We start from the raw sequence: 26,639 nt of genomic DNA, 5'->3' as shown, positions 1-26,639 counted from the left end.
CTCAACTCAGCACCAGCGGACAAGCATGCAGCGGATGCGTCTGCACGCTGACGGGCACCTTGAAAACCTGCTCCAGCAACTCAACCTGCAGCACCTCCCAGGGCGTACCCTGGGCACTGACCCGTCCTTCGTGCAACAGCAACAAGCGATCTGCGTAACGGGCCGCCAGATTCAGGTCGTGCAGCACCACCAGCACCGCCAACCCGCGCGCGGCCATCTGCCGAGCCTGTTGCAGAGTAAGGTGCTGATGGGCCAGATCCAACGACGCGGTTGGCTCATCCAGTAGCAGACAACCCTGCTCGTCGCTATCCCAGACCTGCGCCAGCACCCGCGCCAGATGCACGCGCTGGCGCTCACCACCAGACAGTGACAGATAGCTGCGTGCGGCCAGATGGCCGACATCCGCCGCCGCCATGGCCTCGCGCAGAATCTGCGTATCGCGCCGCTGCCCGCTGGCATGCGGCATGCGGCCCATCGCCACCACCTCTTCCACCTGAAAGGCAAACGCCAATGCCGAGCTTTGCGGCAGCACCGCCATGCGCCGCGCGCGTTCCAGCGCCGACCAACCTGCCAAGGGGCGCTGATCCAGCAACACCTGTCCCGCTGCCGGCGCCAGCTCACCGCTCAGCGTCGCCAACAAGGTGCTCTTGCCGGCACCATTGGTCCCCAGAACCACCAGCACCTCGCCCGGCTGCAGGGCCAGCTCGACCTGTTCCAGAATGTCGCGGCTGCCGCGCTGGCAACCCAACTGCAGCGCCTGCAGCATCACAGACCTCCCCGGCGCTGCATGCGCAACAGCAAGGCGATAAAGAAAGGCGCACCCAACAGCGCCGTGAGGATGCCCAGTGGCAGTTCAGCCGGCGCCACCAGCAACCGCGCCGCCACATCAGCCAGCAGCAACAGCGCCGCGCCCAGCAGCATGCAGGCCGGCAGCAGTTGGCGATGGTCAGGCCCGAGCAGCAAGCGCGCCAGGTGCGGCACCACCAAACCAACAAAACCGATAAGCCCGGCCGCGGCGACCGCAGCGCCCACACCAAGCGCCGTCAGCAACACCAGCTCGCGCTTGACCCGCTCTACCTCAACCCCCAGGTGACGTGCTTCCGACTCGCCCAGCAACAAGGCATTCAGCGCCCTGGCCTGCCGCGGCAACCGCCACCAGACCACCCCACAGCACAGAACCAGCATACCCACCCGATCATAGCTTGCCGCACCCAGGCTCCCCATGTTCCAGAACGTCAATGCGCGCAGCATCGCGTCATCCGCAATGTAGGTCAGTAGCCCCACCACGGCCGCACTGAGCGCGGCAATCGCCACCCCGGCCAGCAGCATGCTGGCCATCGACACGCCCTGATTCGAGCTGCCCAGCCGATAGACCAGCCAGGTGGTCAGCAGCGCGCCGGCAAAGGCGCCAGCGGCCTGGGTGTATGGCATCAGCGCCGCCGGCAAGGCAGCCAACCAGACGCTGCCAAGCACAATTACCAGCGCTGCGCCCAATGCCGCACCACTGGACACACCAATCAGCGCAGGGTCCGCCAGCGGGTTGCGAAACAAGCCTTGCATGGCAGCGCCGGTCAGCGCCAGGGTGGTCCCAATCAGCATGCCCATCAGCGTTCGCGGCAGTCGGATGTGCTCGACAATCAGGGCGGTATCCGCCGCTACCGTCCAGCCGGTGACACGGTGTAACAGTGCGCCGATGGCGTCGGTGAAAGGGATGGCGACCGGCCCAAGGGTCAGCGACAACACCGCCGCCAGCAGCAACAGCAGGGCCAGAGAGAAAAGGATGCATCGTTTTACGACCGCTACCGACATGGACGCCCTATTCAGAAATACGTTTGAGCAGAAACTACAACGCGCGCCCGCCTGAAGCGAGTGCGCGTTGGGAAACACTGATTAATTCCCTACTCGCCAGCTGCGGTTTCGCGCAGCTGGCGCAGCGCCGGCGCGATGTGCGGGCTGAGGCCGCCCACTAGCAGGCTGTCTTCGATGTCCACAACCTGCTGCGCCTGCCCGGCTGGCGTTGCTGCCAGTGCTGGCTGCTGACTCAACAAGCCATCGGTTCCGCCGACCATGTCCAACCCCTTGCTGGTGGTCAGAATCCATTGCGGCGCCAGACCCAACAATGCTTCAGCCGACAGCACCCGGTACTGGCTGAAACTGTCGGCCGCCGGGTTACTCATGCCACCCAGATGAATCAGGCTATCGCCGACCGTACCGGCGCCGGCAACCAGCATTCCGCTGGCGCTGTGGGTCAACACAAACAGCGCCGGCGGCGCCGGCTCGGACATGGCCGGCAAGGCGGCGATATCGGCCTGAATACGCTGATTCAGAGCAGCCGCCTGCTCGACTTGGGCAAAGCGCACACCCACCGCCTCGATATTGGCATACAGCGTGCGCAGATCAGGGCTGGCACTCAGCATCACTACATCCACACCGGCATCGCGCAGCTGGGCCAGCACCGGCGGCGGCCCCATCTCTTGTGTGCCCAGCAGGACATCGGGCTTGAGTGACAACACCCCCTCGGCGCTCAGAGCGCGCTGATAACCGACGTTCGGCAGACCACGCTCCGCCATCAAGGAGACGCTGGTGCTGTCGATACCGACCAGTTGCTCAGCCAATCCCAGCTCCTGCACGATGGCCGTGACACTGGCACCGGCCGTCACCACCCGCAGGGGCTCGGCAGCCATTGACCAGGCGCTGCCCAACAGCAATACCCACAGGCAACGCTGAATCAGTACTTTCACTCCACCCTCTCCTTGCCCAAAGGCTCAGCGCGCCGGATGACGCTCTAGCAGTGCACGCCATAGACGCTGCTCGGGCTGGCCCGGCTTGCGCTCGCCAAACAGCTGAATGACCAATTCACCGCTGCTGTCATACGCTTCCAGCGAACTGACAATACCATCTGCGGTCGGTTTGCGGACCCGCCACACCGACGCCAGATCAGATTCACGCAGATGCAGACTGAAATCGGTATCCAGCACGTTGAACCACTCACCCAGCCGGCCTACCCGCTTGATCGACCCGCTGTGGATCTGAATGCAACCGTGGTTGCCAACAAACACCATGATCGGCTGGGCGCTCGCCGCCACCTGCTCCAGCGTGTCAGTCAAGGCTGCTTCAGGCAAACGCTGAGCCCAGCGGCTACCGGCCAGGCGCAACGCCTGCAGGCGGTCCACGCTATGGCGCTTGAGCATGGCCACAAAATGATGAGTATCCTGCAACTCGGCCCAGTCGCGCTGCAGCGCCTGCTCGTCTACCGCCACATCGTCAACCAGCTCAGCATCGGCCTGCAAGGGAGCGATGGTCAGCGGATCAAGCGAATCGTCGCTGAGGCCGTCACACAGGTCATACCAGGCAGCGGCGTTGCTTTGCTCGGTCAGATAGATCTTGTGCACCGCCACACCCTGGCGGTCGAAAATCTGCAGGCTGCGACGCATACCGCCGCTCTGCAGCGCCTCACTGACGGCAAACAGGCTGGACCATTCGCGCATAAAGAAGCGCAGATCAATCTCGCCGTTGACCACCAGGCCGATACGGCCACTGCCGCCGATGCTGATGTTGTCGTACACGCCGTGACGCTCGTGCACGCATGATTCATTACGCGTCAGCGCCATCACACGGCCGAGGGCTTTCAGGCCATGCAGCATGGTTTGCCAATCCGAACGCAGGCGCTGCACGCCGCGCCCGAGTGACGCATATACCAGCTCGGCTTCGCTGACATTGAGCAGCGCGGCGCCATCGCGGATACGCAACCCTGGTTGACTCTGACGCAGGTGTTGCCAGGCACCCAGCAGGTCGGCACCGGCGAACACCGGGACAGCTTGTTGCATCGTCATATACCCGTCTCCCCTGTCATGAACGCGTCCTGCGGCAGCCCCTCGCGGTCATTGCTGTCCAGACGCCCCGGGCGCTGCAATCAAGCAACGCCGCACAATCAAACAATAATCATTCTCATTTGAGAGTGGCGATTATTATTCAATAAAACCGCAACGGCAAGTGCAAAAGTGCCGCAGTGACGCCCGGCAGCGCCTGACGCCCACCGGAGCCGCCAGTTGCGGCCCTTGATCAGACACTGGTCAGCAGTCCGTTGGCCGGTCGATAATGCGCCCATGTCAGACACATACTCCTCCCATCTCCTTTGCCAGCTGAGCGATTTGCCAGCACACGGCAGCAAGGGCGTACAGCACAATGGCCACAACCTGATCGTGGTGCGCCAGGGTACGCAGATAACGGTCTATGAGAATCGCTGCCCGCACAGGGGCATACCGCTGGAGTGGGTGCCGGACCAGTTTCTGGATCAATCCGGGCGACTGATCCAGTGCGCCAGCCATGGCGCACTCTTTTTGCCCGAGTCCGGCGAGTGCGTCGCCGGGCCCTGTGTCGGCCAGTCGCTTCGGGCTTTCGACTGTGAGGTGCGCGAAGGGGGTATTTATCTAAGGCCTACAGGCTGACGGGCAACGCCCCACGCACCCGCAGGCCGTCTGGCTCGGGCCAAACCGACCAGGCTAGCACCTCCACCCCTGCCGCTGCGGCCTCACGCAGCAACCGCCCGTACTCCGGGTCGATGTCATCAGCGGGGCGCACCTGGCTGATGCCCGAATGCATGACGCAGAACAACAGACAAGCCCGGCGCCCGCTTCGCACCACCTCAATCAGCTCACGCAGATGCTTCTGGCCACGCTGACTGACCGCATCGGGAAAGGCACCAACCCCATCGCCCAGCGCCAGCGTGACGCTTTTGACTTCTACCACACAGTCCGGCAGGTCGGCGCCGGACAACAGAAAGTCAAAGCGGCTGGCCAGCGCCGGCAGTTTCACCTCGGAGCGCTGCTGCGGGTAATCCGCCAGCGGCGCGATTGCTCCCGCCGCCAGCGCGGCGCCTATTACCCGGTTGGCGCGGGCGCTGTGAATGCAGGCGAGTTGCCCCGGCGCCACCTCAACCAGCTCCCAGGTACCGGGCAGTTTGCGCCCTGGCTTGCGTTCCAGGCTGACCCAGATGCGATCGCCCGGCTGCCCGCAGTTGCGCATCGAGCCGGTATTGGGGCAATGCACCGTCAGCTCCTGCCCATCCGGCAAACGGATATCGGTCAGAAAGCGCTTGTAGCGGCGCAGCAGTACTGCCTCCTGCAAGGCCGGCGCGAACGGGATCAGCATGTCGGCGACCAGCTGCGCACGGCCCGCTGCAGACGTTCGACCGCCTGCTCCAAGCGCTCCAGCGAGGTGGTGTAGGCCAGGCGCAGATGCTGATCGGCCCGGTGCTGACCAAAATCCAGCCCCGGCGTCAGGGCAACAAACTCCCGCTCAATCACATGCTGGCAAAACGCGGCACTGTCACCGCCCAGCGCCTGCATATCGGCATACAGATAGAAAGCACCTTCAGGAGTAACAGGGACCGAAAAGCCCAGCTCACGCACCGCCGGCAGCAGAAAGTCGCGCCGCACCTGAAAGGCACGGCGGCGCAGCTCGCAGATTTCCCGGCTCTGCTCGCTAAAGGCCGCCAGTGCAGCCTGCTGGGCCATGTGTGGCGCACAGATGTAGAGGTTCTGCGCCAGTTTTTCCAATCCGGCAATCGCCTCTTTCGGCGCCACCAGCCAGCCCAAACGCCAGCCGGTCATACCGAAATACTTGGAGAAGCTGTTGAGCACAAAGGCGTCGTCCGCCACCTCCAGCACCGAGGGCGCGTCCACCCCATAGGTCAGACCCTGATAAATCTCATCGACAATCAGCTGCCCGCCCAGGCGTCGACAACAGGCCGCCAGCGCCTGCAGTTCCGCGCGCGACAGCAAGGTGCCCGTGGGGTTGGCCGGCGACGCTGCGAGCACGCCCACGCAGTCGGCATCCCAATGCTGCTCGATCAACTCGGGAGTCAGCTGGTAGCGCGTTTCGGGGCCGGTTGGCACCAGCACCGCGCGGCCTTCTACCAAGCGCAAAAAATGCCGATTGCACGGGTAGGCAGGGTCGGCCATGAGGATCTTCTTACCTGGCTCCACCAGCAACGCGCTGACCAAGAGCAACGCCGCCGAGCCGCCCGGTGTTACCACCACACGTTCAGGGTCAAGCGCCAGGCCATGCCGCTCGGCGTAGAGCCCGGCGATGGCTTGGCGCAGCGCCGGCAACCCCAAGGCCGGGGTGTAGCCCGTACAGCCGTCAGCCAGCGCGCGCTGCCCCGCCTGAATGATCGGCTCAGGGGTGGAGAAGTCCGGCTCGCCAATCTCCATATGAATGACATCACGCCCTTCGGCCTCCAACGCCCTGGCCCTCGCCAACACGGCCATCACATGGAAGGGCTGGATATCCTGTACCCGGTTAGTCCAGCGTTGCTGCGCCATGAAAAACTCTCGTCCTGCCGCAAAAAACGTCGATCATACCCTGCCAGAGCCCCTGCCGCAGCGGCTCAATCCCTCGCGCCGCACCATCGGGCGTCAAACAGTAGCGCAGGCCTCAAGGTTCTGGTAGCTTTGCCCGCTTGCAGGATTTTGGCCGCTGCTCATGCAGGTGCAGACAGCGGGCCTGAAACAGGAAGATTGAGCAATAAGTGAGGGGTTCTCATGCCCAGCAATGCCAAGCAGAAAACATCGATGTTGATCCGCGGCTTCGTCCCCTACCAGGAAAAGAAGGGCGAAGAGTACATGAACGAGCAACAGCTCGAGCATTTCGCCAACATACTCAACGCCTGGAAAAAGGAGTTGATGGAAGAAGTCGACCGCACTGTGCATCACATGCAGGATGAAGCGGCCAACTTCCCCGATCCGGCCGACCGTGCCAGCCAGGAAGAAGAGTTCAGCCTGGAACTGCGCACCCGTGACCGCGAGCGCAAGCTGATCAAGAAGATTGACCAGACGCTGCAACGCATTGAGGACGATGATTACGGTTTCTGCGACTCCTGTGGCGTCGAGATCGGCATCCGTCGCCTGGAAGCGCGCCCCACGGCGACTCTGTGTATCGATTGCAAGACTCTGGCCGAAATCAAGGAAAAGCAGGTCGGCAGCTAAGCCGCCCTGCTCTGCAGCAAGCCCAGCCGGGCTTGCTGTTACCGTCTCTCCCGCATGACCTCCCCCTATATCGGGCGCTTCGCGCCAACCCCAAGCGGCCTGCTGCACTTTGGCTCGCTGGTCGCCGCACTGGCCAGTTACCTGGATGCACGCCACGCAGGCGGGCAATGGCTGCTGCGCATCGAAGACCTGGACCAGACCCGTAGCCAGCCCGACGCAGAGCGTCAGATTCTGCAGGCACTGGAAGACTTCGGGCTGGAGCACGACGGCGAGATCGTCCGCCAGAGTGAACGCCTTGACCTATACCGGGCACAGACCGAGCGCTGGCTGGCACAAGGGCTGGCCTACTATTGTGATTGCCCAAGACGCACGCTGCTGCAGCACGGGCCGGTGTACCCTGGCACCTGCTCCACACGCCAGCTCTCCCCTGCCGCCGACCATGCCGTGCGCCTCCGCGTCAACGACACCCCCATCACCTGTGTCGATCGCCTGCAGTTGCCACTGACCCAAAACCTTGCCCACGAGCTGGGCGATTTCATTGTCCGCCGCCGCGACGGCGTCTACGCCTACCAGCTGGCAGTGGTGCTGGATGACATCCAGCAAGGCATCACCGATGTAGTGCGCGGCGCCGACCTGCTCGACTCCACACCCCGGCAAATGTGGCTGTATCATCTCCTGAACCAGTCGGTACCGCGCTACCTGCACGTGCCGCTGATCATGCGCGAGGACGGCGAGAAACTCAGCAAGCGCCTGGCCTCCGAACCCCTGCAGGCTGCACAGGCGCCACAGACCATGTGGCGCGCACTGCGGGCATTGGCCCAACCGGTTCCCGAGGAGCTGCGTGGCGCATCGGTCCAGCAGCAACTGGCCTGGGCCACCCCGCACTGGCAGCCACAGCGTCTGCCATCGGCCCTGCAAATCATGCAACATAGCCTGCCTGGCTGATTGCTTGGCAAGCCAGGCACGGCTGATTACCATCACGCTCTTAACCTGACGCGCCGACACCGGCGTCACCCAGATGACGGACACCCATGTATATCTATCGCCTGGTATTGCTGCTGGTCATCGGCATCTACCTGTTCTCCCCGGCCATCATGGACTGGTGGATAGAACCCCAGGGTGCCTGGTACCGCCCCTACGTGCTATGGCTGATTCTGATCATCGCCGGCATGCTGCTACAGAGCCCGAAAGATGCCGATGAGCTTTGAGCTGAGTCAGCTGCTGCTGATCAGCATTGTCTACCTGATCCTGCTGTTCGGCGTGGCCTGGGCCACTGAGAACGGGCACGTTCCACGCCGCTTGCTGCGCCACCCTGCGGTCTACACCCTCTCGCTTGGCGTGTACGCCAGCGCCTGGGCGTTTTATGGCACGGTCGGGCTGGCCTACCAGTACGGGTACGGGTTTCTGACCTACTACCTGGGCGTGTGTGGCGCCTTTCTGCTAGCACCTGTGCTGCTGAACCCGATCCTGCGCATTACCCGCACTTACCAGCTATCGTCTCTGGCCGACCTCTTTGCCTTTCGCTTCCGCAGCACCTGGGCGGGCACGCTCACCACGCTGTTCATGCTGGTGGGTGTGCTGCCGCTGCTGGCCCTGCAGATCCAGGCAGTGGCCGACTCGGTGCAAATCCTGACCGACGAATCCGGCCAGGGCACCGTAGCCCTTGGCTTCTGCGTGCTGATTATCCTGTTTGCCATTCTGTTCGGTGCACGCCATATCTCGGCCCGGGAGAAGCATGAAGGTCTGGTGATGGCGATTGCCTTCGAATCGGTGGTCAAACTGGTCGCCATCGCCGCTATCGGACTGTATGCCTTGTATGTGGTATTCGACGGCCCGCAGGGTTTGCAGTTGTGGCTGAACAACAACCAGGAAGCGCTGATCACCCTGCATACCCCGCTGCAGGAAGGCCCCTGGCGGACGCTGCTGCTGGTGTTCTTTTCCGCCGCCTTTGTGATGCCGCACATGTATCACATGGCCTTTACCGAGAACCTCAACCCACGCGCCCTGGGCACAGCCAGCTGGGGGCTGCCGCTGTTCCTGCTGCTGATGAGTCTGGCGGTGCCACCGATTCTCTGGGCTGGCCTGCACCTGGGCGTGCGCACCAACCCGGAGTACTTCTCCCTCGGCCTTGGGGTCGCAGCCGGCTCCGACTGGCTGCCGCTATTGGCTTTTGTTGGCGGTTTATCGGCAGCCAGCGGCCTGATCATTGTTATTACCCTGGCGCTATCGGGCATGGTGCTCAACCATGTGGTGCTGCCGCTGTATCAGCCCAGCGCCGACAACAACATCTACCGCTGGCTGCTATGGACCCGGCGTACCCTGATTGCCGCCATCATCATGGCGGGCTATGGCTTTTACCGGCTGCTCGGCGCCGAGCAGGATCTGGCCAACCTGGGTATCGCGTCCTTCGTTGCCACGGTGCAGTTCTTGCCCGGCACCCTGTCGGTACTCTACTGGCCGCAGGCCAACCGGCGCGGCTTTATCGGCGGGGTGATGGCCGGCATGCTGGTCTGGAGTATTACCCTGCTGCTGCCGCTGGTGACCGAGCTGCCGGGCCTGCAACTGTTCGGCATGACACTGGCCTTCAACGCAGACACCTGGCATCTGGCGGCGATCAGCTCGCTGGCTGCCAACGTGCTGGTGCTGGCCGTGATCTCCCTGTTCACCCAGCGCTCCAGCGAGGAGCAAAGCGCGGCCGAGGCCTGCTCGGTCGACAACGTCAGCCGCCCCCAACGCATGCAGCTGATGGCGTCCTCGCCACAGGAGTTCGCCCAACAGCTGGCCAAACCACTCGGTAACAAGACCGCACAGTACGAAGTCGAGCAGGCACTACGTGATCTCAAGCTGCCCTTTGACGAGCGCCGCCCTTACGCCCTGCGTCGCCTGCGTGACCGTCTGGAGGCCAACCTGTCCGGCCTGATGGGCCCCTCGGTCGCGCAGGACATCATCGAGACCTTCCTGCCGTTCAAGATGGGTCGCGACGGTTACATGACCGAAGACATTCACTTCATCGAAAACCGGCTGGAGGATTACCACAGCCGCCTGACCGGCCTGGCTGCTGAACTGGACGCCCTGCGGCGCTACCACCGCCAGACCCTGCAGGACCTGCCAATGGGCGTTTGCTCACTGGGGCAGGACAGCGAAATCCTGATGTGGAACCGCGCCATGCAGGCACTCACCGGCATCGAAGCCGACAGCGTGATCGGCTCTCGCCTGGGCAGCCTGCCCGAACCCTGGCGCGAGTTGCTGGAGCGCTTTGTCGAAGATCAGTCCGCCCACCTGCATAAACAGAAGCTCAGTATCAACGGCCACACCCAGTGGCTCAGCCTGCACAAGGCCGCCATCGACGAGCCCGGCTACGTCGGCAGCAGCGGCCTGGTGCTGCTGATCGAGGATCAAACCGAAACCCAAATGCTGGAAGAGGAGTTGATGCACTCCGAGCGCCTGGCCTCCATTGGCCGCCTGGCCGCCGGGGTCGCGCATGAGATCGGCAACCCAATCACCGGGATCGCCTGCCTGGCGCAAAACCTGCGCGATGAGTCGGAACAGCCCGAGGCACGTGAAGCCAGCGAGCAGATTCTCGACCAGACCCGTCGGGTCTCGCGCATCGTACAGTCGCTGGTCAACTTCGCCCATGTGGGCAGCCGCCATCACAACCCCAACGAGCCGGTCGACCTGGCGGCCTGTACCAACGAGGCTATTCACCTGCTCTCGCTCAACCGCCAGGGGCCGGAGGTCAAGTATGTTAACCTGTGCCGACCCGAGCACCTGGTAGCCGGCGACGCGCAACGCTTGGTACAAGTGCTGATCAACCTGCTCGGCAACGCGCGGGACGCGAGCAAGAGCGGCGACAGCATCACCATCGCCAGTCAGGAAAACGAGCATCAGGTGCTGCTGCAGGTTGAAGATCAGGGCAGCGGCATCGACAAGGACATCAAGGATCGCCTGTTCGAGCCCTTCTTCACCACCAAGGAACCAGGGACAGGCACCGGGCTCGGATTGGCACTGGTCTACTCCATCATCGAAGAGCATTATGGGCAGATTACCATCGACAGCCCGGTCGACCAGACAAACCAGCGCGGCACCCGCTTCACCATTACATTGCCGCGCTACAGTATGAGCGCTAACGGCGCCCCTGCCTGAGCTGTATTAGGGCGCCGTCACGCACGAGGTAACTATGTCAGACATTCTGGTTGTTGAAGACGAAGCCATCATCCGCACGGCACTCAAGCGGCTGCTGGAGCGCCACCACTACCAGGTAGCGGAAGCCGGATCGGTCAGCGAGGCCTGCGAGCGTCACAACCTGGACAGCTTTGATCTCATCATCAGCGACCTGCGCCTGCCGGGCGAGCCCGGCACCGAGCTGATACGCCGCGCCGCCAACACGCCGGTGCTGATCATGACCAGCTACGCCAGCCTGCGCTCGGCTGTTGACTCGATGAAGCTGGGCGCGGTCGATTACATTGCCAAGCCCTTCGACCACGACGAAATGGTCGAAACCGTGCAACGCATCATTGCCAGCGGCAGCGAACGCAAGCAGCAAGCTGCCGCGCCCGAACAACCCGCTGGCAAGCAGGCGCCGCAAGCCGCTGCGGACGAAGACATTCGCAAGCAGATGGGCATTATTGGCGGCTGCGACACCATGCTCACGCTGTTCAAGCGCATTCGCAAGGTCGCCCCCACCGACTCCACCGTGCTGATTCAAGGTGAATCTGGCACCGGCAAGGAGCTGGTAGCCCGGGCCATGCATGAACAGTCACAGCGCGCCAAGGCACCACTGATTTCGGTCAACTGCGCCGCCATCCCGGAAACCCTGATCGAGTCCGAGCTATTTGGTCACGAGAAGGGATCCTTTACCGGCGCCACCAGCAACCGCACCGGTCTGGTTGAGGCCGCCGACGGCGGCACCCTGTTCCTCGACGAAATCGGCGAACTGCCGCTCGAAGCGCAGGCGCGCCTGCTGCGCGTGCTACAGGAAGGCGAGATCCGCCGGGTTGGCTCGGTGCAATCGCAAAAGGTCGATGTGCGTCTGGTGGCGGCAACCCACCGCGACCTCAAGACCATGGCGCGTCAGGGCCTGTTCCGCGAAGACCTTTACTACCGCCTGAACGTGATCGAGCTGCGCCTGCCACCGCTGCGCGAGCGTGGCCGCGACGTGATGCTGATCGCAGAGGCCTTGCTGCAACGCGCCGCAGGCAACATGAATATGGAAGGCTTGCACTTCAGCAAGGATGCCGAGCAGGCGATTCTGGCCTACAGCTGGCCCGGCAACGTGCGTGAGCTGGAAAACGCCATTGAGCGCTCGGCCATTCTCTGTGACCACGACGAAATCACCGCCGACCTGCTGGGCATTGAGCTGGATGCAGAGATAGAGCGTGCCTCCGAAGCCGCCAACGCCCTGCAGACCATGCAGAACGACGTCACGCCAGGCCAGGAGCCGGCAGAAGACCTGTCGCTGGAGGACTACTTCCAGCACTTTGTGCTGGAGCACCAGGACCACATGACCGAAACCCAGCTGGCGCACAAGCTAGGCATCAGCCGCAAGTGCCTGTGGGAGCGCCGTCAACGCCTGGGCATCCCGCGCAAGAAAACCGCCAGTACCTGATCCCCTCCTTGCAACGGCAGGGGACGGCCGACACCCGGCACCCCTGCCAGCCTGTAACACCCCATCCTTGAGCATGTGTTACCTGTTACCGCTAAAGTTCCCGCAAAACTGTTACCCCAACCAGCCACCGAGGTAACACTTACCCCCAATTGGGGTAACACATCCCGGGGTAACACTCCCTCACAAACGCACCAAAAAACATAAGTCACTGTTTTTAAAGGCTTTTAAAAAGTTGGCACGCCAAATGCTTTATATCTGGCACAACAACAATAAAAACCAAAACACATAACAAAAATAACATTCGACTCCACACACAATAAAAACAAGACGTGAGAGACGCAGCAAACTGATTTTTTTGGAGAATAGCAGTCAGATCGCGAGCAGGACGCTCACTTGGATGAAGAAGAATAAAAGTTGCCCAAGCAACCCGCCATCCAAAGCCATACGCAGGCCGCTCTGAACCTAAGCTTCCAAAGCAATCCGTTTGGTTTTGACAACCCGAGATGGGTCAGTCGGAAAGCGGCATTTGCCGCTTCGAACAAAAAAAGAATAGCTCTCATAAAAACAAAAATAAAAAACCATTAGGGGGAGTGCCCTACTCCCCTTGAGCTTTCCTTACCTACGCAACATCCCCCCTTTCTTACCTTTGTTAACAAATCAAGCTAGAATGCTCGACAACCGTGGCCTCTCGCCACCTGCGCGCCAGGCCAGGCATATCGCCGACCCGGCCCACTCACCTTGCGCCGCCGTGAGCACGCCTGCCAACTGACACCCAGGCCGCATCACCGCATGGCGCCGGAACCGCCACCATCTATGATTCGAAAGCTGTTGCAGAAAATGCCCTCTCCCTTCGGCCTCCCCCAACGCCGACGCACCACCCCGTCTGTCATTCCCGCCAGTCAGCATCAGGTGCGGCGCGAACGCCTGAGTCGACACGCGGTAAGCGTTGTGGAAAAACTGCAGCAGGCAGGCTTTGAGGCCTTTCTGGTCGGCGGCTGCGTGCGCGACCTGATGCTGGATATCACGCCAAAGGACTTTGACGTTGCCACCAGCGCCACCCCCGAACAGGTGCGAGCCACCTTCCGCAACGCGCGCCTGATCGGCCGCCGTTTCAAGCTGGTACACGTGCATTTTGGCCGCGAGATCATCGAAGTAGCCACCTTCCGCGCCAATCACGAAACGCAAGTATCGGAAGAACAGTCACGCCAGAGCGAGTCCGGCCGACTGCTGCGCGACAATGTCTATGGCACCTTTGAGCAAGATGCCCAGCGTCGCGACTTCACCATTAATGCCCTCTACTTCGACGTCAGTACCGGCCAGATTCACGATTTTGCCCACGGCGTGCACGACATTCGCAACCGCCTGATCCGTCTGATCGGCCACCCCGAGCAGCGTTATCAGGAAGACCCGGTACGCATGCTGCGGGCCATCCGCTTTGCTGCCAAGCTGGATTTCGAGATCGAGCAACACACTGCCGCCCCCATCGAGACACTGGCGCCGCTGCTGCATGACATTCCTGCTGCGCGCCTGTTCGATGAGTCACTGAAACTGCTGATGAGCGGCCAGGGCAAGGCCACCTTTGATCTGCTGTACCAGTACGACCTGCTGGCCCCACTGTTCCCGGATACCGACGAGGCCATTCTCGACAACCCCGAATACACATTGCGGCTGGTACGCAAGGCGCTCGACAACACCGATGCGCGTATTGCCCAGGACAAGCCGGTCACCCCCGCCTTCCTGTTCGCGGCCTTCCTCTGGCCGGCGCTGCCGGCGCGGGTTGCCGCGCTGGAAGAGCAAGGCATTCCGCCAATTCCTGCTTACCAGCAGGCGGCCCACGAGCTGCTGGCCGAACAATGCCTGCACACCGCCATACCCAAGCGTTTCAGCATCCCCATGCGCGAGATCTGGGACATGCAGCCGCGACTGGAACGACGCAGTGGCCGACGCGCGGACCAGCTGCTGGAGCACCCGCGTTTCCGAGCCGCCTACGACTTCCTGCTGTTGCGTGAAGAAGCTGGCGAACAAACCGACGGCCTGGGCGCCTGGTGGACCCAGTATCAGGATGCCAACGCCGATCAGCGCAGGCAGATGATTCGTGAGCTGGGCGACGCGCCCAAGAGCGGAGGCAAACGCAACCGCTCTCGCTCGCGCCGCAAACCACGCAAACCGCAATCCAACGCCTGATGCCACTCGTCTACGTCGCACTGGGCAGCAATCAGGGCGACCCGGTTGCCCAGTTGCGCGCTGCCTGCCAGGCCATGAACGAGCTAGCCGACAGCGAGCTGCTGGCGTGCTCGTCACTGTACCGCAGCGCCCCCATGGGCCCGCAGGATCAGCCGTCTTACGTCAACGCCGTGGTCGCCCTGCAGACCAGCCTTGAGCCCGAAGCACTGCTCGATCAGCTGCAACGCATCGAACAGGAGCACGGGCGTGTGCGCAAGGCCGAGCGCTGGGGGCCCCGCACCCTGGACCTGGACATCCTGCTGTACGACAAACAGGTGATAAACAGCCCGCGTCTGCAGATTCCGCATTACCACATGCACGCCCGCGCCTTCGTGCTCTACCCGCTGGCCGAGATTGCTCCGCAGTTGCAGATGCCGGACGGTGTGCAGCTGGTCAGTTTGCTCGAGAACTGCCCGCGCGGTGATCTGCAGACATTGCCCTTTTTTATACAACAGCCTGATGCGCGATCAGACTTGACACCCCATGACTGACACGTAGGATGCCGATTCCGGCAGGGCTCTACCCCAGCTCTGGCGGACAGTTGCCTTACCAAGGCTATACTCTCGCTGCAGCCACCCAGCGCGAGAGTGCGGATTCAACGGCGCCGCTGCAGCTGCAGCCGCCCACAGCAAAGGCCACCCACTGGAAACAGCCATGCCTGACGTTACTCTGACCACACTGAACAAGCTCAAGCAAAGCGGCGAAAAGATCGTTTGTCTGACAGCCTACGACGCCACCTTCGCCCACGTTGAAAGTGAGGCCGGCGTCGAGGTAATGCTGATTGGCGATTCCCTCGGCATGGTCCTGCAGGGGCACGACAGCACCCTGCCGGTCAGTGTTGCCGACATGGCGTACCACACCGCTGCGGTCAAACGCGGCAACAAGGGCGCGCTGATCATGGCCGACCTGCCGTTCATGGCCTACGCCACCCTGGAGCAGGCTCTGACCAACAGCACCGCGCTGATGCAGGCCGGTGCCCATATGGTCAAACTGGAGGGCGGTCGCTGGCTGGCTGAGAGCATTGAGGTGCTGAGCCGTAACGGTATTCCGGTCTGCGCCCACATGGGCCTGACGCCGCAGACAGTCAATGTCCTGGGTGGCTTCAAGGTACAAGGCCGTGACGAAGCTCAGGCCCGCGCGATGATCGAAGACGCCAAGGCGTTGGAAGCTGCCGGCGCCGCCATGCTGCTGCTCGAATGCGTACCGCCGGCGCTGGCCAACGCCATCACCGCAGCGGTCAAGGTGCCGGTCATCGGCATTGGTGCCGGCAGCGGCACCGACGGTCAGGTTCTGGTGGTACACGACATGCTGGGGCTCTCGCTCAGTGGACGCGTACCGCGCTTCGTGAAAAACTTCATGGCCGGCCAGCCCGATATCCCGGCGGCAATCCGCGCCTATGTCGAGGCGGTCAAAAAGGTCGAATTTCCAGCAGCCGAACACGAGTTCTAAACCCATGAACACCCTGCATACCATTGCGCAAGTGCGCGCTGCGGTTGGTCGTGCCCGCCAGGAAGGCAAGCGCATTGGTCTGGTGCCCACCATGGGCAACCTGCACGCTGGTCACGTCGCGCTGGTGGAAAAGGCTCTGCAGCGCACCGATTACGTGGTGGTCAGCATCTTCGTCAACCCGATGCAATTCGGCCCCGGCGAAGACCTGGAAAGCTACCCGCGCACCCTGGCTGAAGACCAGAAAAAGCTGCTGGAAGTCGGCGCCCACCTGGTATTTGCCCCCAACGCCAACGAAATGTACCCCGACGGCATGGACGGCCACACCCGCATCAGCGTGCCCGTGGTCTCCGAAGGCCTGTGCGGCGCCAGCCGTCCGGGTCATTTTGAAGGCGTGGCAACCGTGGTCGGCAAACTGCTCAACATTGTTGGGCCAGATGTCGCGGTGTTCGGCCAGAAGGACTACCAGCAGCTGGCTGTGATTCGCAAGATGGCGCAGGACCTCAGCCTGCCGGTACAGATCATGGGCCATCCCACCGTGCGCGCCGAAGACGGTCTGGCGCTGTCCTCGCGCAACGGCTACCTGAGCGCAGAGCAGCGGGCCATTGCCCCGCGCCTGCAGCAGACTCTGCAACAGATCGCCAGCGCCGTGCAGGGCGGCCGTACGGACTACGCCCAGCTCATCAACGAAGCCAGCCAGCGCCTCAGCGAAGCGGGGCTGCGACCGGACTACCTGGACCTGCGCGACGCTACCGACCTGGCACCAGCGCACGATGCCAGCACCGAGCTGGTGGTGCTGGCAGCCGCCTATCTGGGCACGACCCGCCTGATCGACAACCTCGAATTCAGCCGCCCCTGAGCGGCTGAGTGCAGCAGCCCCCGCCTGCGCTACCGCCGTTTTGACAGCCCCCTCTCATACCAAAGAAGGGTTGTCTTGCCCCCCTCCAATGGCCGACGCTAAATGACCTAAACTGACCGGCAACGCCCTGCGCCCTTGCCGGTCCGGACTCTGCCGCAGCACACCAGACCCGGCTGGCGAGAGACTGCCTGATTCAATAACAAGAGGGGAATTCCCATGTACGCAATCGAAAACCATAAGGTGTCCGAGTCCGCACGTGCGCACACGCACCTGGACGACGCCGGCTATCAACGCATGTACAAGCAGTCACTGGAGCAGCCGGACCAGTTCTGGGCCGAGCAGGCCGAACGCTTCCTGACCTGGGACAAGCGCTGGAGCAAGGTACACGAGAGCGACCTTGGCAAGGGTCAGGCCGCCTGGTTTATCGACGGCAAGCTGAATGTCAGCGTCAACTGCATCGACCGTCACCTGGCCGAGCACGGCGAAGAGACGGCGATCATCTGGGAAGGCGACGACCCGAGCGAAGACCAGCGCATCAGCTACAACCAGCTGCACGAGAAAGTCAGCCGCCTGGCCAATGTGCTCAAGGCGCGCGGTGTGAAGAAAGGCGACCGGGTGTGCCTCTACATGCCGATGATTCCAGAAGCCGCCTACGCCATGCTGGCCTGCGCACGCATTGGCGCGGTGCATTCGGTGGTCTTTGGTGGTTTCTCTCCGGACGCGGTGCGCGACCGCATTCTCGATGCCGACTGCCAGACCGTGATCACCGCTGACGAAAGCGTGCGCGGTGGCAAGCGCGTGCCACTCAAGGTAAACGTCGAGAAGGCGCTGCAGGAGTGCCCCAACGTACACACTGTGATCACCGTCCGACGCACCGGCGCCGAGGTAGCCTGGAGCGAAGGCCGTGACATCTGGTACGACGAGGCCATCGCGGGTGTCAGCGCCGATTGCCCGCCGGAGCCCATGGACAGCGAAGACCCACTGTTCATCCTGTACACCTCCGGCTCCACCGGCAAGCCCAAGGGCGTGCTGCACACCACCGGCGGCTACCTGCTGATGGCTGCGATGACCCACCACTATGTGTTCGACTACGTACCGGGTGAAGTCTACTGGTGTACTGCCGATGTCGGCTGGATCACCGGTCACTCGTACATCGTCTACGGCCCGCTGTGCAACCGTGCCACCACCGTACTGTTCGAAGGTGTACCGACCTACCCGGACGCCTCGCGTTGCTGGCAGGTAATCGACAAGCACCAGGTCAACATCTTCTACACCGCCCCTACCGCCCTGCGCGCGCTGATGGCCAAGGGCAACGCGCCGGTTGAGTCGTCCTCACGTGCCAGCCTGCGCCTGCTGGGCACCGTCGGCGAGCCGATCAACCCGGAGGCCTGGGAATGGTACTACCACGTGGTTGGTGAGCAGCGCTGCCCGATTGTCGATACCTGGTGGCAAACCGAAACCGGCGCCGCCATGATCACCCCGCTGCCGGGCAGCACCACCCTGAAGCCCGGCTCGGCAACCCGCCCGTTCTTTGGTGTGGAGCCAGCGCTGTACGATCCGGAAGGCAACGAACTGGACGGCGCCACCAGCGGCAACCTGGTTATCAAACGCTCCTGGCCCAGCCAGATCCGCACGGTCTATGGCGACCACCAGCGCCTGGTCGACACCTACTTCAGTACCTACAAGGACGTCTACTTCACCGGCGATGGTGCACGCCGCGATGAAGACGGCTTCTACTGGATCACCGGTCGCGTGGACGACGTACTCAACGTCTCCGGCCACCGCATCGGCACCGCCGAGGTAGAAAGCGCCCTGGTGCTGCACGACGCCGTGGCCGAAGCGGCCGTGGTGGGCTGCCCGCACGACATCAAGGGCCAGTGTATCTACGTCTACGTCACGCCGATGAACGGTGTCGAGCCGAGCGAGGAGCTGGTCAAGGAACTGAAAGCCTTTGTCGCCGATCAGGTCGGCGCCTTTGCCCGCCCCGAGTTCATGCAATGGGCGCCGGGGCTGCCGAAAACCCGCTCGGGCAAGATCATGCGCCGCATCCTGCGCAAGATCGCCTGCAACGAGCTGGATAGCCTGGGCGATACCTCGACCCTGGCCGACCCCAGCGTCGTGCAGGATTTGATCAGCAACCGCATCGCTCACGCCTGAGATCAGGCACTGGTACAGCCGCCCGGCTGTACCAGTGTCGAGACAGCTTGTTCTGACTACAGCACCCCTCTATGCTTGTGCACTCGAAAAATAGTGCCTGTGTAGAGGAGTCTGTTCATGCAAGAGGTCGTGATTGTCGCCGCCACCCGTACCGCCATCGGCAGTTTCGGGGGCCAGTTTGCCAAGGTGCCCGCCCACGAATTGGGCGCCACCGTCATCCGCCGCTTGCTGGACGACACCAAAATTGACCCGGCATCGGTCGACGAGGTCATCTTCGGCCAGGTACTCACCGCTGGCTGCGGCCAAAACCCCGCTCGCCAGGCTGCCATCCACGCGGGTCTGCCGCACAGCGTTCCGGCACTCACTCTGAACAAGGTTTGTGGCTCTGGCCTAAAGGCACTGCATCTGGCTGCCCAGGCCATTCGCTGTGGCGACGCCGACGTCATGATCGCCGGCGGCCAGGAGTCCATGAGCCTGTCGCCACACATCATCCCCACCTCCCGCACTGGTCAACGCATGGGCCACGGCCAGATGATCGACACCATGATTCAGGACGGCCTGTGGGACGCGTTCAACAACTACCACATGGGCATCACCGCCGAGAACCTGGTCGACAAGTACGGTATCACTCGTGAGCAACAGGACGCCTTTGCTGCGGCTTCCCAGCAGAAGGCGGTCGCCGCCCGTGACGCCGGCGTGTTCGACCAGGAAATCACCCCGGTCAGTATTCCCCAGCGCAAGGGTGATGCCGTGCTGATCACCCAGGACGAGCAGCCACGCGCCGGCACCACCGCCGAGAGCCTGGGCGGCCTCAAGCCTGCATTCAAGAAAGACGGCAGCGTCACCGCGGGCAACGCCTCCAGCCTGAACGACGGCGCCGCCGCAGTGCTGATGATGAGCGCCAGCAAGGCCGCCGAACTGGGTCTTCCGGTACTGGCCCGTGTGGCGTCCTACGCCAACGCAGGCGTTGACCCGGCCATCATGGGCATCGGCCCGGTCTCGGCGACCCAGCGCTGCCTGGCCAAGGCCGGCTGGCAGGTTGCCGATCTGGATCTGATCGAAGCCAACGAAGCCTTTGCCGCACAAGCGCTGGCTGTCGGCAAAGAGCTCAAGTGGGATGCCGACAAGGTCAACGTCAACGGCGGTGCCATCGCCCTGGGCCACCCCATCGGCGCTTCCGGCTGCCGCGTACTGGTCACCCTGCTGCACGAAATGCTGCGCCGCGACGCCAAGAAGGGGCTGGCGACCCTGTGCATTGGCGGCGGCCAGGGCGTCGCCTTGGCGCTGGCCCGCGACTGATCGCCCTCCTCCCCTGCAGCGGCGCCGCCCGGCGTCGCTGCATTGCTTGCTCGCAAGCACCTGCACTGCCCTACACTACCCTACACTGTTGAACTGACCGCCCGCACACCGGTCATAGCCTGCGCAGCACCTGCCGCAGGTGCGCTCCCGTGCCACTTCAATTTGCGAGCCTCGCATGGACAGCCAGAACAGCCCACCCATCACCCTGTCGCCCGGCGCCTACCTGCTAGCCGGCACCCGCAGCCCCGGCCTCACTAGCGCCAGCCGAGAGCAGGCCGGCTTCAGTGCACTGGACCTGGCGCTGCAAAGCGTCAGCGCCTTGCTGCTGCGCTGCGGTCTGAGCACGGGAGCATTGGACGGCATAGTGCTGGCCACCAGCGCCAGCCAGCCAGTAGGTGCGGTCCGCGAACGCCTGCGCCTGAGCAGCCACCCCCCGCTGCAGCAGTGCTCACAGGGGCTCGAAGCGGTCACCCGGGCCAGCCAGCAGATTCGCAGCGGCGATGCCGATCTGGTGCTGGTTGTCGCCAGCGACGCCGCCAGCAAAAGCAGCGACACCCCGCTTGCCGAATCAGCCAAGCGGTTGGCCGCGCTGTTTGAGCTGGCCGAGGAAGACGCTCAAGCCTACGTCCAAGCCTGCCGTCAGCGTCACAGCGAAGCGGAGCAAAGCGGCCTGTTCAGCCCCTACCGCATCAGCCTGTTCGACCGTCAGGGCGAGGTGTACGACGCCGATCAGCCTGCGCCTGACAGCGGCGCCTGCGCCCTGCTGCTGGCGTCCGCCCAAGGCTGCGCGCGACTCAAGCGGCGCCCGCTGGCCATGCTCAGCAGCCAGGCACAAGCCAGGGCCCCGGCAGCCTACCCCAGCCTGGCCCCCCTGCTGGCCAGTACCAGACTGCTGCAGACGCAGCAGCTTAGCCTGAATGATATCGACCTGTGGGAGCTGCCCGACACGCCAGCACTAGCACTACTCGCCAATCTGGCGGCCTGGCAGGATGCGCGTTTTTGTCAGCGCCAGCTGGAGCTGGAACAGCCCATAGGCCGCCTGGACCCGACCAGCCTGAACCCGCTGGGCGGCAGCCTGGCACTCGGCACGCTGCCTGTCAGCGGCGGCTGCCGGCAACTGCTGCAACAGGCCGACACACTGCAGCGCCATGCCCTTGGCCTGGCGGTGGTGTGTGAACAGCAAGCAACTGATCAGGCCCAGGCCTGGCTGCTGACCCGCGCAGAGGAGGTGCAGGCATGAAGGACGCACTCGACGACCTGCTGCAGCGCGAACGCTGCTACGGTCCCTTCCGCCAGCAAGACCTGGAGCAGCCCAACGAGGGACAGTGGCAGCACTGGCGCCTGCGGCGTGACGACAGCGATGTCGCCTGGTTGCTGTTCGACCAGCAAGGGCAAGCCGCCAACCTGCTGGGTAGCGCCGCACTGCGTGAACTCGGTGATGTACTTGCCAGCCTGCGGCGTGAAATGCCCCGCGCCCTGGTGCTGCGTTCGGCCAAGCCTGCGAGCTTTTGCCTGGGCGCCGACCTGCACGACTTTGCCGCAGTCGACAACGAGGCCGACGCCGTGCGCCAATTGGTCGACGCGCACCTGTTGGCCCAGCAACTGATTGACCTGCCCTGCCCGACGTTGGCCGTGGTACATGGCGACACCCTTGGCGGCGGCCTGGAGCTGGCCCTGTGCTGCGACATGCGCCTGGCCGCACCGGACGCACGTCTTGGCCTGCCAGAGATTCTGGTCGGCCTGCATCCGGGCCTCGGTGCCACCGCCCGCCTGCCGGATCTGGTTGATCCGCTACTGGCCATGCGCATGATGCTCAGCGGCAAGCCACTCAAGGCCGATGCGGCGATGCAGGCCGGGCTGCTGGACAGCGTGGCGGCGGAACATGCCCTGCCCGCGCTGATCGACGATGCCGTCAACGGTCGCCTGACGCTGCAGCGTCGCAACCTGCGCGCTCGCCCCTATCGCCTGGACTGGGTGCGCCGCCTGGCCGCCATGGGCCTGCAGCGACGCGCCGACGCACTGGTTGACCCGGCCCACTACCCCGCCCCGAGCGCCCTCATCGACCTCTGGCGCCGTCACGGCGGCAAGCCGGACCTGATGCTGCATCGTGAGATTTACTCCTTTGCTCGCCTACTGGCCAGCAGCACCACCGGCAACCTGATTCAGCTATTCTTCCTGCGCCAGCGCCTGAAAGCACAGGGGGCAACCGACCCGAGGCGCCGGGCCAGCCATGTGCACCTGCTCGGCGACAGCCAGGTGGGTGTCGAACTGGCGGCACTGGCAGCCCAGCGCGGGTTACGCGTAAGCATCGGCGATCAGCAGGCGATGAGCCGCTGTATCCGCCACTTGGCGGGTACCACTGACCTGCAGGCCGCGCTGGATCAATTGATCTTTGACCCCGACCATCACGGCGCCGCCCAGGCCGACGCGCTGATCGACGCGCAAACCGGAGACCTTGAAACACGCCGCGCCACACTGGCTCGGCTGGAGGCGCGCATGCGGCCGCAAGCCCTGCTGCTCAGCCTGCACGACGCTTTAGAGCCGTTGCGTAGCGCCCTTGGCGACGCAGGCCGCCTGCTGGGTGTGCGTTTTGCCGGGCCGGTGCAGCGCGGCGCACTGGTCGAGCTGGCCAGTCACAGCACCGGGCGCACTATCAGCCAGCAGCACGCGCGGCAACTGCTGGGCCAACTGGCCTGCCTGCCGGTGCCGGTAAGCAGCCAACCCGGCTTGCTGCTGCGCCGGGTACTGGCCCCCATGCTGCTGGAAGCCCTGCTGCTGCTGGAAGAAGGCCATGAGGCCAGTGCCATTGATCAGGCCGCGCTGGATTTTGGTTTCAGCAAAGGACCGCTGGCATTGCTGGATGACTGGGGGTTGGCGGACAGCCTGCACCTGTTCAACCAGTTGCACGCGGAACGTGACACCCCGCTGGCAGAGCCGCCGGCCCTGCTGCGCAACTGGGTGGCGCAAGGGCGCGAGCGCATCCGCCCGCGCCAGCCGAGACGCTGGCCACTGCCGGGACGCAAGCCTGCACGCCTGCCGGCCGAAGAGGGAGATCGCATGTTGCTGGTACTGCTCAACAGCGCAGTGCGCGCCTGTCGCCAGGGCATCGTAGCCGACGACGAGCTGCTGGATGCGGCCCTAACGCTGTCAGGTCACTTCCCGGCCTTTCGCGGCGGCCCGCTGCGCTATGCCCGAAGCTGCGGGCACGCCGCGCTGATGACCCGCCTGCAAGACTTGAGCGAAAGCCAGGGCCCGCGCTTTGCGCCCGACCCAGGCTGGATGCCAGTCGAGGACTCAGAAGCCGGGCAAGGGTGAGGTCTGCTGCTCGGCCTTGGCCAGTTTGGCCTGCATTTCAGTGCGCATCTTCTCGGCCAGCGGCGCGGCCAGCAGTTGCCGCAGAAAGGTCGGATTCAGGCCCTTGCTGTGGCAGTAACGAAAGACCTCGTTGATCGTCGGGAACACCGCGTCACCCGCCAGTACGGTTACCTCCTGACCAACGCTGACCTCAGCTGCGGACAACACGCGCGCATAGGCGCCACAACGCTCAGCCCGCACAAAGGCCTTGGCAAAGCGGTTGTCGCCCACCCGCGCCGCCAGCGTGGAGCAAGGAATACGCGGCGCGGTGATTTCCAGCAGCAGCTCACCAATGCGCAACCGATCACCAACGCGCAGCGCCGGCCACCAATGGGACAGGGTCAGGTTTTCGCCAAAGAAGCCTGGCGCCAGCGGGCGCTGCAGCTCAGCACTCCACCAGTCGATATCCTCCTGGCTATACAGATACACAGCCTGATCAGGCCCGCCGTGGTGCTTGAGGTCGCCAATAAAATCGCCGGGCACCCCCGTCTGGTCGATAAATACCGGACCGGCCAGCGGCTGCTTGAAATGCCCGGTACGGGCGCTGCGATCACCGATTTTCAGTGGTTGGGCTTCGGCGGCATTAATGGACAACAGGCTGACAGAGCGGGGCTGATTCATGGCATGGCTCAAAGGTGACGGCGATACTGCAGTCGACCGGATTTACTCGCTGACTGTCAAGCACGCGGGCGCCGCACCAGATAATCACGCGCCAGAAACAGAAAGTGCGCACTACCCAGCAACGGCAGCACGACCAGCATCAGGGTGGCCGAGGGGCTCAATTGCCAGCGCCAGTAAAAACCCAGCAGGCAGCCGATTCCCACCAGCAGCATCAGCACGATGGCGCGCGGTGGCCCCACCTGCCGCTGCGGCTGAACAACACGCAGCACCAACTGACTGACGCCCCACAAACCGCAAAAGCCGCCCAGCAGCAGCCCGCTGAACAGCCACGCAGCGCCCTGCGGCTGATCCTCGGCAAATACCAGTGGCAGCTGCAGCAGGCCCAACCCAAGCAGAATCACCAGCGGCCCAAAGCACACCACCGCCTCCAGCAGAAAGACCCGGCGCGGCGAGCGCAGCAAACGGCGCAGCGGGCTCTCGCTCACAGGCCCGGCACCAACAGAAACAACAGGGGGAGAAAGCTCAACGTGCTGGCCATGGTTCACCTGGCATCTGGTGACGCCTCACTCGGCGCCGGTCTGCGGAGCAAGGTAGCGCTCACGCGCACGCCTGTCGACCCGTTCTACCGACACCAGGTCACAGGCGCCGAAATCCAGTACGTTTTGCCGCGCAACAGCCAGGGTCAGTTGGTTGGGGCCACTCAGCGTGTTGGGGTCTCGCACGCCACAATCCTCCCAAAAGCACACCGGGCAGATTTCATAGCTGCAACTGCTGCTCAGGCTCAGATAACCGCAGCAGGGGCAGGGGTACATGGTTTCCGGCTCGCCGGTCACCTCCTCTGCCTCAGCACCGTGTTGCTCCAGAGCCTGCTGCAGGTAGCTGTTGGTCACACCGTAGAGGTCCTCGACCAGACTCACCAGCACCAGCGGGTCCAGGCTGCTGGCCTGCGGGTCGGGCGGCTCCACGCCCCGGCACACCTGTTGGCGCAGCGCCGGGGGCACGTCCGCCAACTGCGGATCAGCCTCGTTGAAACCACAAAAAAACCAGAAGGCCACGCGCTCGCTGCGTTCCTGCGTACCTAGTGAGGCCAGCTGTAACCTGGCCAATTGCTGTTTTGCTTGCTCCCTGTGCACCGCGCGCCCTCCCCTGTGCTATCGATTCATGGTTCACAAGACAGGTACCAGAGAGCCACCGTCAGGCCGCATTGCCCTGATCAGCCAACAGCGGTGGGTGTCTTCTACCCGGCGAGCACCTTGTCCATGTCACAGCGTAGCAGGCCGACACCATCACGCTGCACCAGCTGACGAGCCCGCAGGACAAACCCCTGACACTCGAAGAACGGCACAGCAACCAGGCTGGCCTCGGTCCATACGCGGCGCACACCGGCTTGGCTCAGCAACTGCTCGGCATGCCTGTACAACTCAGTGGCAACACCCTGGCGGGCAGCCTGCGGTGCGCAATACAGCAAATCGATGTGGCCGCTCAGTTCATAGCCGATAAACCCCAATACCTGCTGCTCGCCCTCCACTAGCCACAGCTGCAAACCTGCCAACCGCGTGTGCCAAGCGGCGCGATCAGGCGTCGGCGGAGCCCAGGCGCGGCGCTGGGCAGCGTCGTAGTGCGCCTCCGTGAGTTGCTCAACAGCTTGTTGGAATACCGCAATGCACGCATCAAAGTCCGCAGAGCAGGCAGGTCGCAGGCTTGTCACGCCTCGCTGCCATACAAGGCGCTGCGCCCGTAACGCGCCTCCAGGCCACGACGCTGGGCAAGCCGCAGGCCGCGCACCACCAGCGTGTAGGAATGATCCAGCATCCGCTGCAGCTCGCCGTCGGGCACCGAGCCGTCCAGTTTCACCGTGTTCCAGTGACGCTTGTTCATGTGATAACCGGGCGTGACCGCCGCAAACAGGTCTCGCAAACCGATGGCCTGCTGCGGGTCGCATTTCAAATTCACGCAGTCGGTATCGCCCTGGCGAAACAACAGCGCAAATATCTTGCCCTGCACCTTGAATACCGCCGGGTCAGGCCCGAACGGATAGTCCAGCTGCGCTTCAGGTTTGGCCATCAGCCATTGCTGTATCTGCATC

General features: G+C 63.5%; 25 protein-coding genes. 14 read left to right on the top strand and 11 right to left on the bottom strand.

The features are described 5' to 3' along the window. Position 1: 1 nt before the first annotated feature. The 4 genes from HV822_RS11850 to HV822_RS11835 all read right to left on the bottom strand — a co-directional run bounded on the left by HV822_RS11850 (position 2) and on the right by HV822_RS11835 (position 3,833). Entirely contained in the window at positions 2-766 is a 765-nt protein-coding gene (locus tag HV822_RS11850) for a heme ABC transporter ATP-binding protein (RefSeq protein ID WP_238870253.1), read from the bottom strand. After that, the gene (locus tag HV822_RS11845; RefSeq protein WP_238870252.1) at positions 766-1,809 is read right to left on the bottom strand and encodes a FecCD family ABC transporter permease; all 1,044 of its coding nucleotides are present in this window, start codon (positions 1,807-1,809) and stop codon (positions 766-768) included. The genes HV822_RS11850 and HV822_RS11845 overlap by 1 nt, the downstream gene beginning before the upstream one ends. Positions 1,810-1,898: 89 nt before the next feature. Beyond that, positions 1,899-2,741, bottom strand: coding sequence for a heme/hemin ABC transporter substrate-binding protein (locus HV822_RS11840; RefSeq protein WP_238870250.1), 843 nt, complete (start codon positions 2,739-2,741; stop codon positions 1,899-1,901). Positions 2,742-2,765: 24 nt separating this feature from the next. Beyond that, the gene (locus tag HV822_RS11835) at positions 2,766-3,833 is read right to left on the bottom strand and encodes a hemin-degrading factor (RefSeq protein WP_238870248.1); all 1,068 of its coding nucleotides are present in this window, start codon (positions 3,831-3,833) and stop codon (positions 2,766-2,768) included. A 273-nt stretch (positions 3,834-4,106) separates the two neighbouring features. Here HV822_RS11835 and HV822_RS11830 point away from each other — a divergent pair, with 273 nt between their 5' ends. Further along, positions 4,107-4,448, top strand: a complete 342-nt coding sequence (locus tag HV822_RS11830; RefSeq protein ID WP_238870246.1) for a Rieske (2Fe-2S) protein — start codon at positions 4,107-4,109, stop codon at positions 4,446-4,448. On the opposite strand, the gene sfsA is transcribed toward HV822_RS11830, so the two are convergent. Both sfsA and HV822_RS11820 read right to left on the bottom strand, forming a co-directional pair. Continuing rightward, entirely contained in the window at positions 4,438-5,145 is a 708-nt protein-coding gene (gene sfsA / locus HV822_RS11825) for a DNA/RNA nuclease SfsA (protein ID WP_396265160.1), read from the bottom strand. The two genes, HV822_RS11830 and sfsA, sit on opposite strands and share 11 nt — an antisense overlap. After that, the gene (locus tag HV822_RS11820) at positions 5,145-6,326 is read right to left on the bottom strand and encodes a pyridoxal phosphate-dependent aminotransferase (RefSeq protein ID WP_238870242.1); all 1,182 of its coding nucleotides are present in this window, start codon (positions 6,324-6,326) and stop codon (positions 5,145-5,147) included. Before HV822_RS11820 ends, sfsA begins: the two co-directional genes overlap by 1 nt. Positions 6,327-6,545: 219 nt before the next feature. Between HV822_RS11820 and dksA the strand changes: the two genes are divergently transcribed. The 13 genes from dksA (at position 6,546) to HV822_RS11755 (ending at position 23,893) form a co-directional block, all read left to right on the top strand. Then, positions 6,546-6,989 carry an RNA polymerase-binding protein DksA gene (dksA, locus tag HV822_RS11815; RefSeq protein ID WP_238870240.1) on the top strand — a complete coding sequence of 148 codons (444 nt, stop codon included), beginning with the start codon at positions 6,546-6,548 and terminating at the stop codon, positions 6,987-6,989. A 54-nt stretch (positions 6,990-7,043) separates the two neighbouring features. Beyond that, positions 7,044-7,934, top strand: coding sequence for a tRNA glutamyl-Q(34) synthetase GluQRS (gene gluQRS, locus HV822_RS11810; protein ID WP_238870238.1), 891 nt, complete (start codon positions 7,044-7,046; stop codon positions 7,932-7,934). 86 nt (positions 7,935-8,020) lie between these two features. Continuing rightward, positions 8,021-8,197: a hypothetical protein gene (locus HV822_RS11805; RefSeq protein ID WP_090475058.1), complete on the top strand. Its 177-nt coding sequence runs from the start codon at positions 8,021-8,023 to the stop codon at positions 8,195-8,197. Then, the gene (locus HV822_RS11800; protein WP_238870236.1) at positions 8,181-11,132 is read left to right on the top strand and encodes a sensor histidine kinase; all 2,952 of its coding nucleotides are present in this window, start codon (positions 8,181-8,183) and stop codon (positions 11,130-11,132) included. Before HV822_RS11805 ends, HV822_RS11800 begins: the two co-directional genes overlap by 17 nt. 34 nt (positions 11,133-11,166) lie before the next feature. Beyond that, positions 11,167-12,594, top strand: a complete 1,428-nt coding sequence (locus HV822_RS11795; protein ID WP_238870234.1) for a sigma-54-dependent transcriptional regulator — start codon at positions 11,167-11,169, stop codon at positions 12,592-12,594. An 813-nt stretch (positions 12,595-13,407) separates the two neighbouring features. Further along, entirely contained in the window at positions 13,408-14,778 is a 1,371-nt protein-coding gene (locus HV822_RS11790) for a polynucleotide adenylyltransferase PcnB (protein ID WP_238870232.1), read from the top strand. Continuing rightward, a complete protein-coding gene (gene folK / locus HV822_RS11785; protein WP_238870230.1) occupies positions 14,778-15,308 on the top strand; it encodes a 2-amino-4-hydroxy-6-hydroxymethyldihydropteridine diphosphokinase in 531 nt (176 codons plus the stop codon). The genes HV822_RS11790 and folK overlap by 1 nt, the downstream gene beginning before the upstream one ends. Positions 15,309-15,471: 163 nt before the next feature. Beyond that, positions 15,472-16,266, top strand: a complete 795-nt coding sequence (gene panB / locus HV822_RS11780) for a 3-methyl-2-oxobutanoate hydroxymethyltransferase (protein ID WP_238870229.1) — start codon at positions 15,472-15,474, stop codon at positions 16,264-16,266. A gap of 4 nt (positions 16,267-16,270) precedes the next feature. Next, a complete protein-coding gene (gene panC, locus HV822_RS11775; protein ID WP_238870226.1) occupies positions 16,271-17,122 on the top strand; it encodes a pantoate--beta-alanine ligase in 852 nt (283 codons plus the stop codon). A 216-nt stretch (positions 17,123-17,338) separates the two neighbouring features. Continuing rightward, positions 17,339-19,279: an acetate--CoA ligase gene (acs, locus tag HV822_RS11770; RefSeq protein WP_238870224.1), complete on the top strand. Its 1,941-nt coding sequence runs from the start codon at positions 17,339-17,341 to the stop codon at positions 19,277-19,279. Between the two features lie 117 nt (positions 19,280-19,396). Continuing rightward, a complete protein-coding gene (locus tag HV822_RS11765; protein WP_238870222.1) occupies positions 19,397-20,578 on the top strand; it encodes an acetyl-CoA C-acetyltransferase in 1,182 nt (393 codons plus the stop codon). A 175-nt stretch (positions 20,579-20,753) separates the two neighbouring features. Next, complete coding sequence (locus tag HV822_RS11760; RefSeq protein ID WP_238870220.1) at positions 20,754-21,818, top strand: acetyl-CoA C-acetyltransferase; 1,065 nt, start codon at positions 20,754-20,756, stop codon at positions 21,816-21,818. Then, positions 21,815-23,893 carry an enoyl-CoA hydratase-related protein gene (locus tag HV822_RS11755; RefSeq protein ID WP_238870218.1) on the top strand — a complete coding sequence of 693 codons (2,079 nt, stop codon included), beginning with the start codon at positions 21,815-21,817 and terminating at the stop codon, positions 23,891-23,893. Before HV822_RS11760 ends, HV822_RS11755 begins: the two co-directional genes overlap by 4 nt. Here HV822_RS11755 and HV822_RS11750 read toward each other — a convergent pair. The 5 genes from HV822_RS11750 to HV822_RS11730 form a co-directional block, all read right to left on the bottom strand. Continuing rightward, on the bottom strand, positions 23,873-24,553 hold the full coding sequence (locus tag HV822_RS11750; RefSeq protein WP_238870216.1) for an MOSC domain-containing protein: 681 nt from the start codon (positions 24,551-24,553) through the stop codon (positions 23,873-23,875). The genes HV822_RS11755 and HV822_RS11750 overlap by 21 nt on opposite strands. 56 nt (positions 24,554-24,609) lie before the next feature. Next, the gene (locus tag HV822_RS11745) at positions 24,610-25,038 is read right to left on the bottom strand and encodes a hypothetical protein (protein ID WP_238870214.1); all 429 of its coding nucleotides are present in this window, start codon (positions 25,036-25,038) and stop codon (positions 24,610-24,612) included. A gap of 78 nt (positions 25,039-25,116) precedes the next feature. Beyond that, entirely contained in the window at positions 25,117-25,608 is a 492-nt protein-coding gene (locus HV822_RS11740) for a CPCC family cysteine-rich protein (protein ID WP_238870213.1), read from the bottom strand. 182 nt (positions 25,609-25,790) lie between these two features. Further along, positions 25,791-26,261: a GNAT family N-acetyltransferase gene (locus HV822_RS11735; RefSeq protein ID WP_238870211.1), complete on the bottom strand. Its 471-nt coding sequence runs from the start codon at positions 26,259-26,261 to the stop codon at positions 25,791-25,793. Further along, the gene (locus HV822_RS11730; protein WP_238870209.1) at positions 26,258-26,638 is read right to left on the bottom strand and encodes an MmcQ/YjbR family DNA-binding protein; all 381 of its coding nucleotides are present in this window, start codon (positions 26,636-26,638) and stop codon (positions 26,258-26,260) included. The genes HV822_RS11735 and HV822_RS11730 overlap by 4 nt, the downstream gene beginning before the upstream one ends. Position 26,639: the final 1 nt, after the last annotated feature.

This window comes from Halopseudomonas maritima, from assembly GCF_021545785.1.
GTDB classification, from domain to species: Bacteria; Pseudomonadota; Gammaproteobacteria; order Pseudomonadales; family Pseudomonadaceae; genus Halopseudomonas; species Halopseudomonas maritima.
Note: the sequence above shows the minus strand (reverse complement) of the source record. Positions and strands in the feature narration are given on the sequence as shown.

Coding starts and splice junctions, on each gene's coding strand:
- HV822_RS11850 (WP_238870253.1), bottom strand. CDS start 766: ATGCTGCAGGCGCTGCAGTTGGGTTGCCAGCGCGGCAGCCGCGACATT.
- HV822_RS11845 (WP_238870252.1), bottom strand. CDS start 1,809: ATGTCGGTAGCGGTCGTAAAACGATGCATCCTTTTCTCTCTGGCCCTG.
- HV822_RS11835 (WP_238870248.1), bottom strand. CDS start 3,833: ATGACGATGCAACAAGCTGTCCCGGTGTTCGCCGGTGCCGACCTGCTG.
- HV822_RS11830 (WP_238870246.1), top strand. CDS start 4,107: ATGTCAGACACATACTCCTCCCATCTCCTTTGCCAGCTGAGCGATTTG.
- HV822_RS11820 (WP_238870242.1), bottom strand. CDS start 6,326: ATGGCGCAGCAACGCTGGACTAACCGGGTACAGGATATCCAGCCCTTC.
- dksA (WP_238870240.1), top strand. CDS start 6,546: ATGCCCAGCAATGCCAAGCAGAAAACATCGATGTTGATCCGCGGCTTC.
- gluQRS (WP_238870238.1), top strand. CDS start 7,044: ATGACCTCCCCCTATATCGGGCGCTTCGCGCCAACCCCAAGCGGCCTG.
- HV822_RS11805 (WP_090475058.1), top strand. CDS start 8,021: ATGTATATCTATCGCCTGGTATTGCTGCTGGTCATCGGCATCTACCTG.
- HV822_RS11800 (WP_238870236.1), top strand. CDS start 8,181: ATGCCGATGAGCTTTGAGCTGAGTCAGCTGCTGCTGATCAGCATTGTC.
- HV822_RS11795 (WP_238870234.1), top strand. CDS start 11,167: ATGTCAGACATTCTGGTTGTTGAAGACGAAGCCATCATCCGCACGGCA.
- HV822_RS11790 (WP_238870232.1), top strand. CDS start 13,408: ATGATTCGAAAGCTGTTGCAGAAAATGCCCTCTCCCTTCGGCCTCCCC.
- folK (WP_238870230.1), top strand. CDS start 14,778: ATGCCACTCGTCTACGTCGCACTGGGCAGCAATCAGGGCGACCCGGTT.
- panB (WP_238870229.1), top strand. CDS start 15,472: ATGCCTGACGTTACTCTGACCACACTGAACAAGCTCAAGCAAAGCGGC.
- panC (WP_238870226.1), top strand. CDS start 16,271: ATGAACACCCTGCATACCATTGCGCAAGTGCGCGCTGCGGTTGGTCGT.
- acs (WP_238870224.1), top strand. CDS start 17,339: ATGTACGCAATCGAAAACCATAAGGTGTCCGAGTCCGCACGTGCGCAC.
- HV822_RS11765 (WP_238870222.1), top strand. CDS start 19,397: ATGCAAGAGGTCGTGATTGTCGCCGCCACCCGTACCGCCATCGGCAGT.
- HV822_RS11760 (WP_238870220.1), top strand. CDS start 20,754: ATGGACAGCCAGAACAGCCCACCCATCACCCTGTCGCCCGGCGCCTAC.
- HV822_RS11755 (WP_238870218.1), top strand. CDS start 21,815: ATGAAGGACGCACTCGACGACCTGCTGCAGCGCGAACGCTGCTACGGT.
- HV822_RS11750 (WP_238870216.1), bottom strand. CDS start 24,553: ATGAATCAGCCCCGCTCTGTCAGCCTGTTGTCCATTAATGCCGCCGAA.
- HV822_RS11730 (WP_238870209.1), bottom strand. CDS start 26,638: ATGCAGATACAGCAATGGCTGATGGCCAAACCTGAAGCGCAGCTGGAC.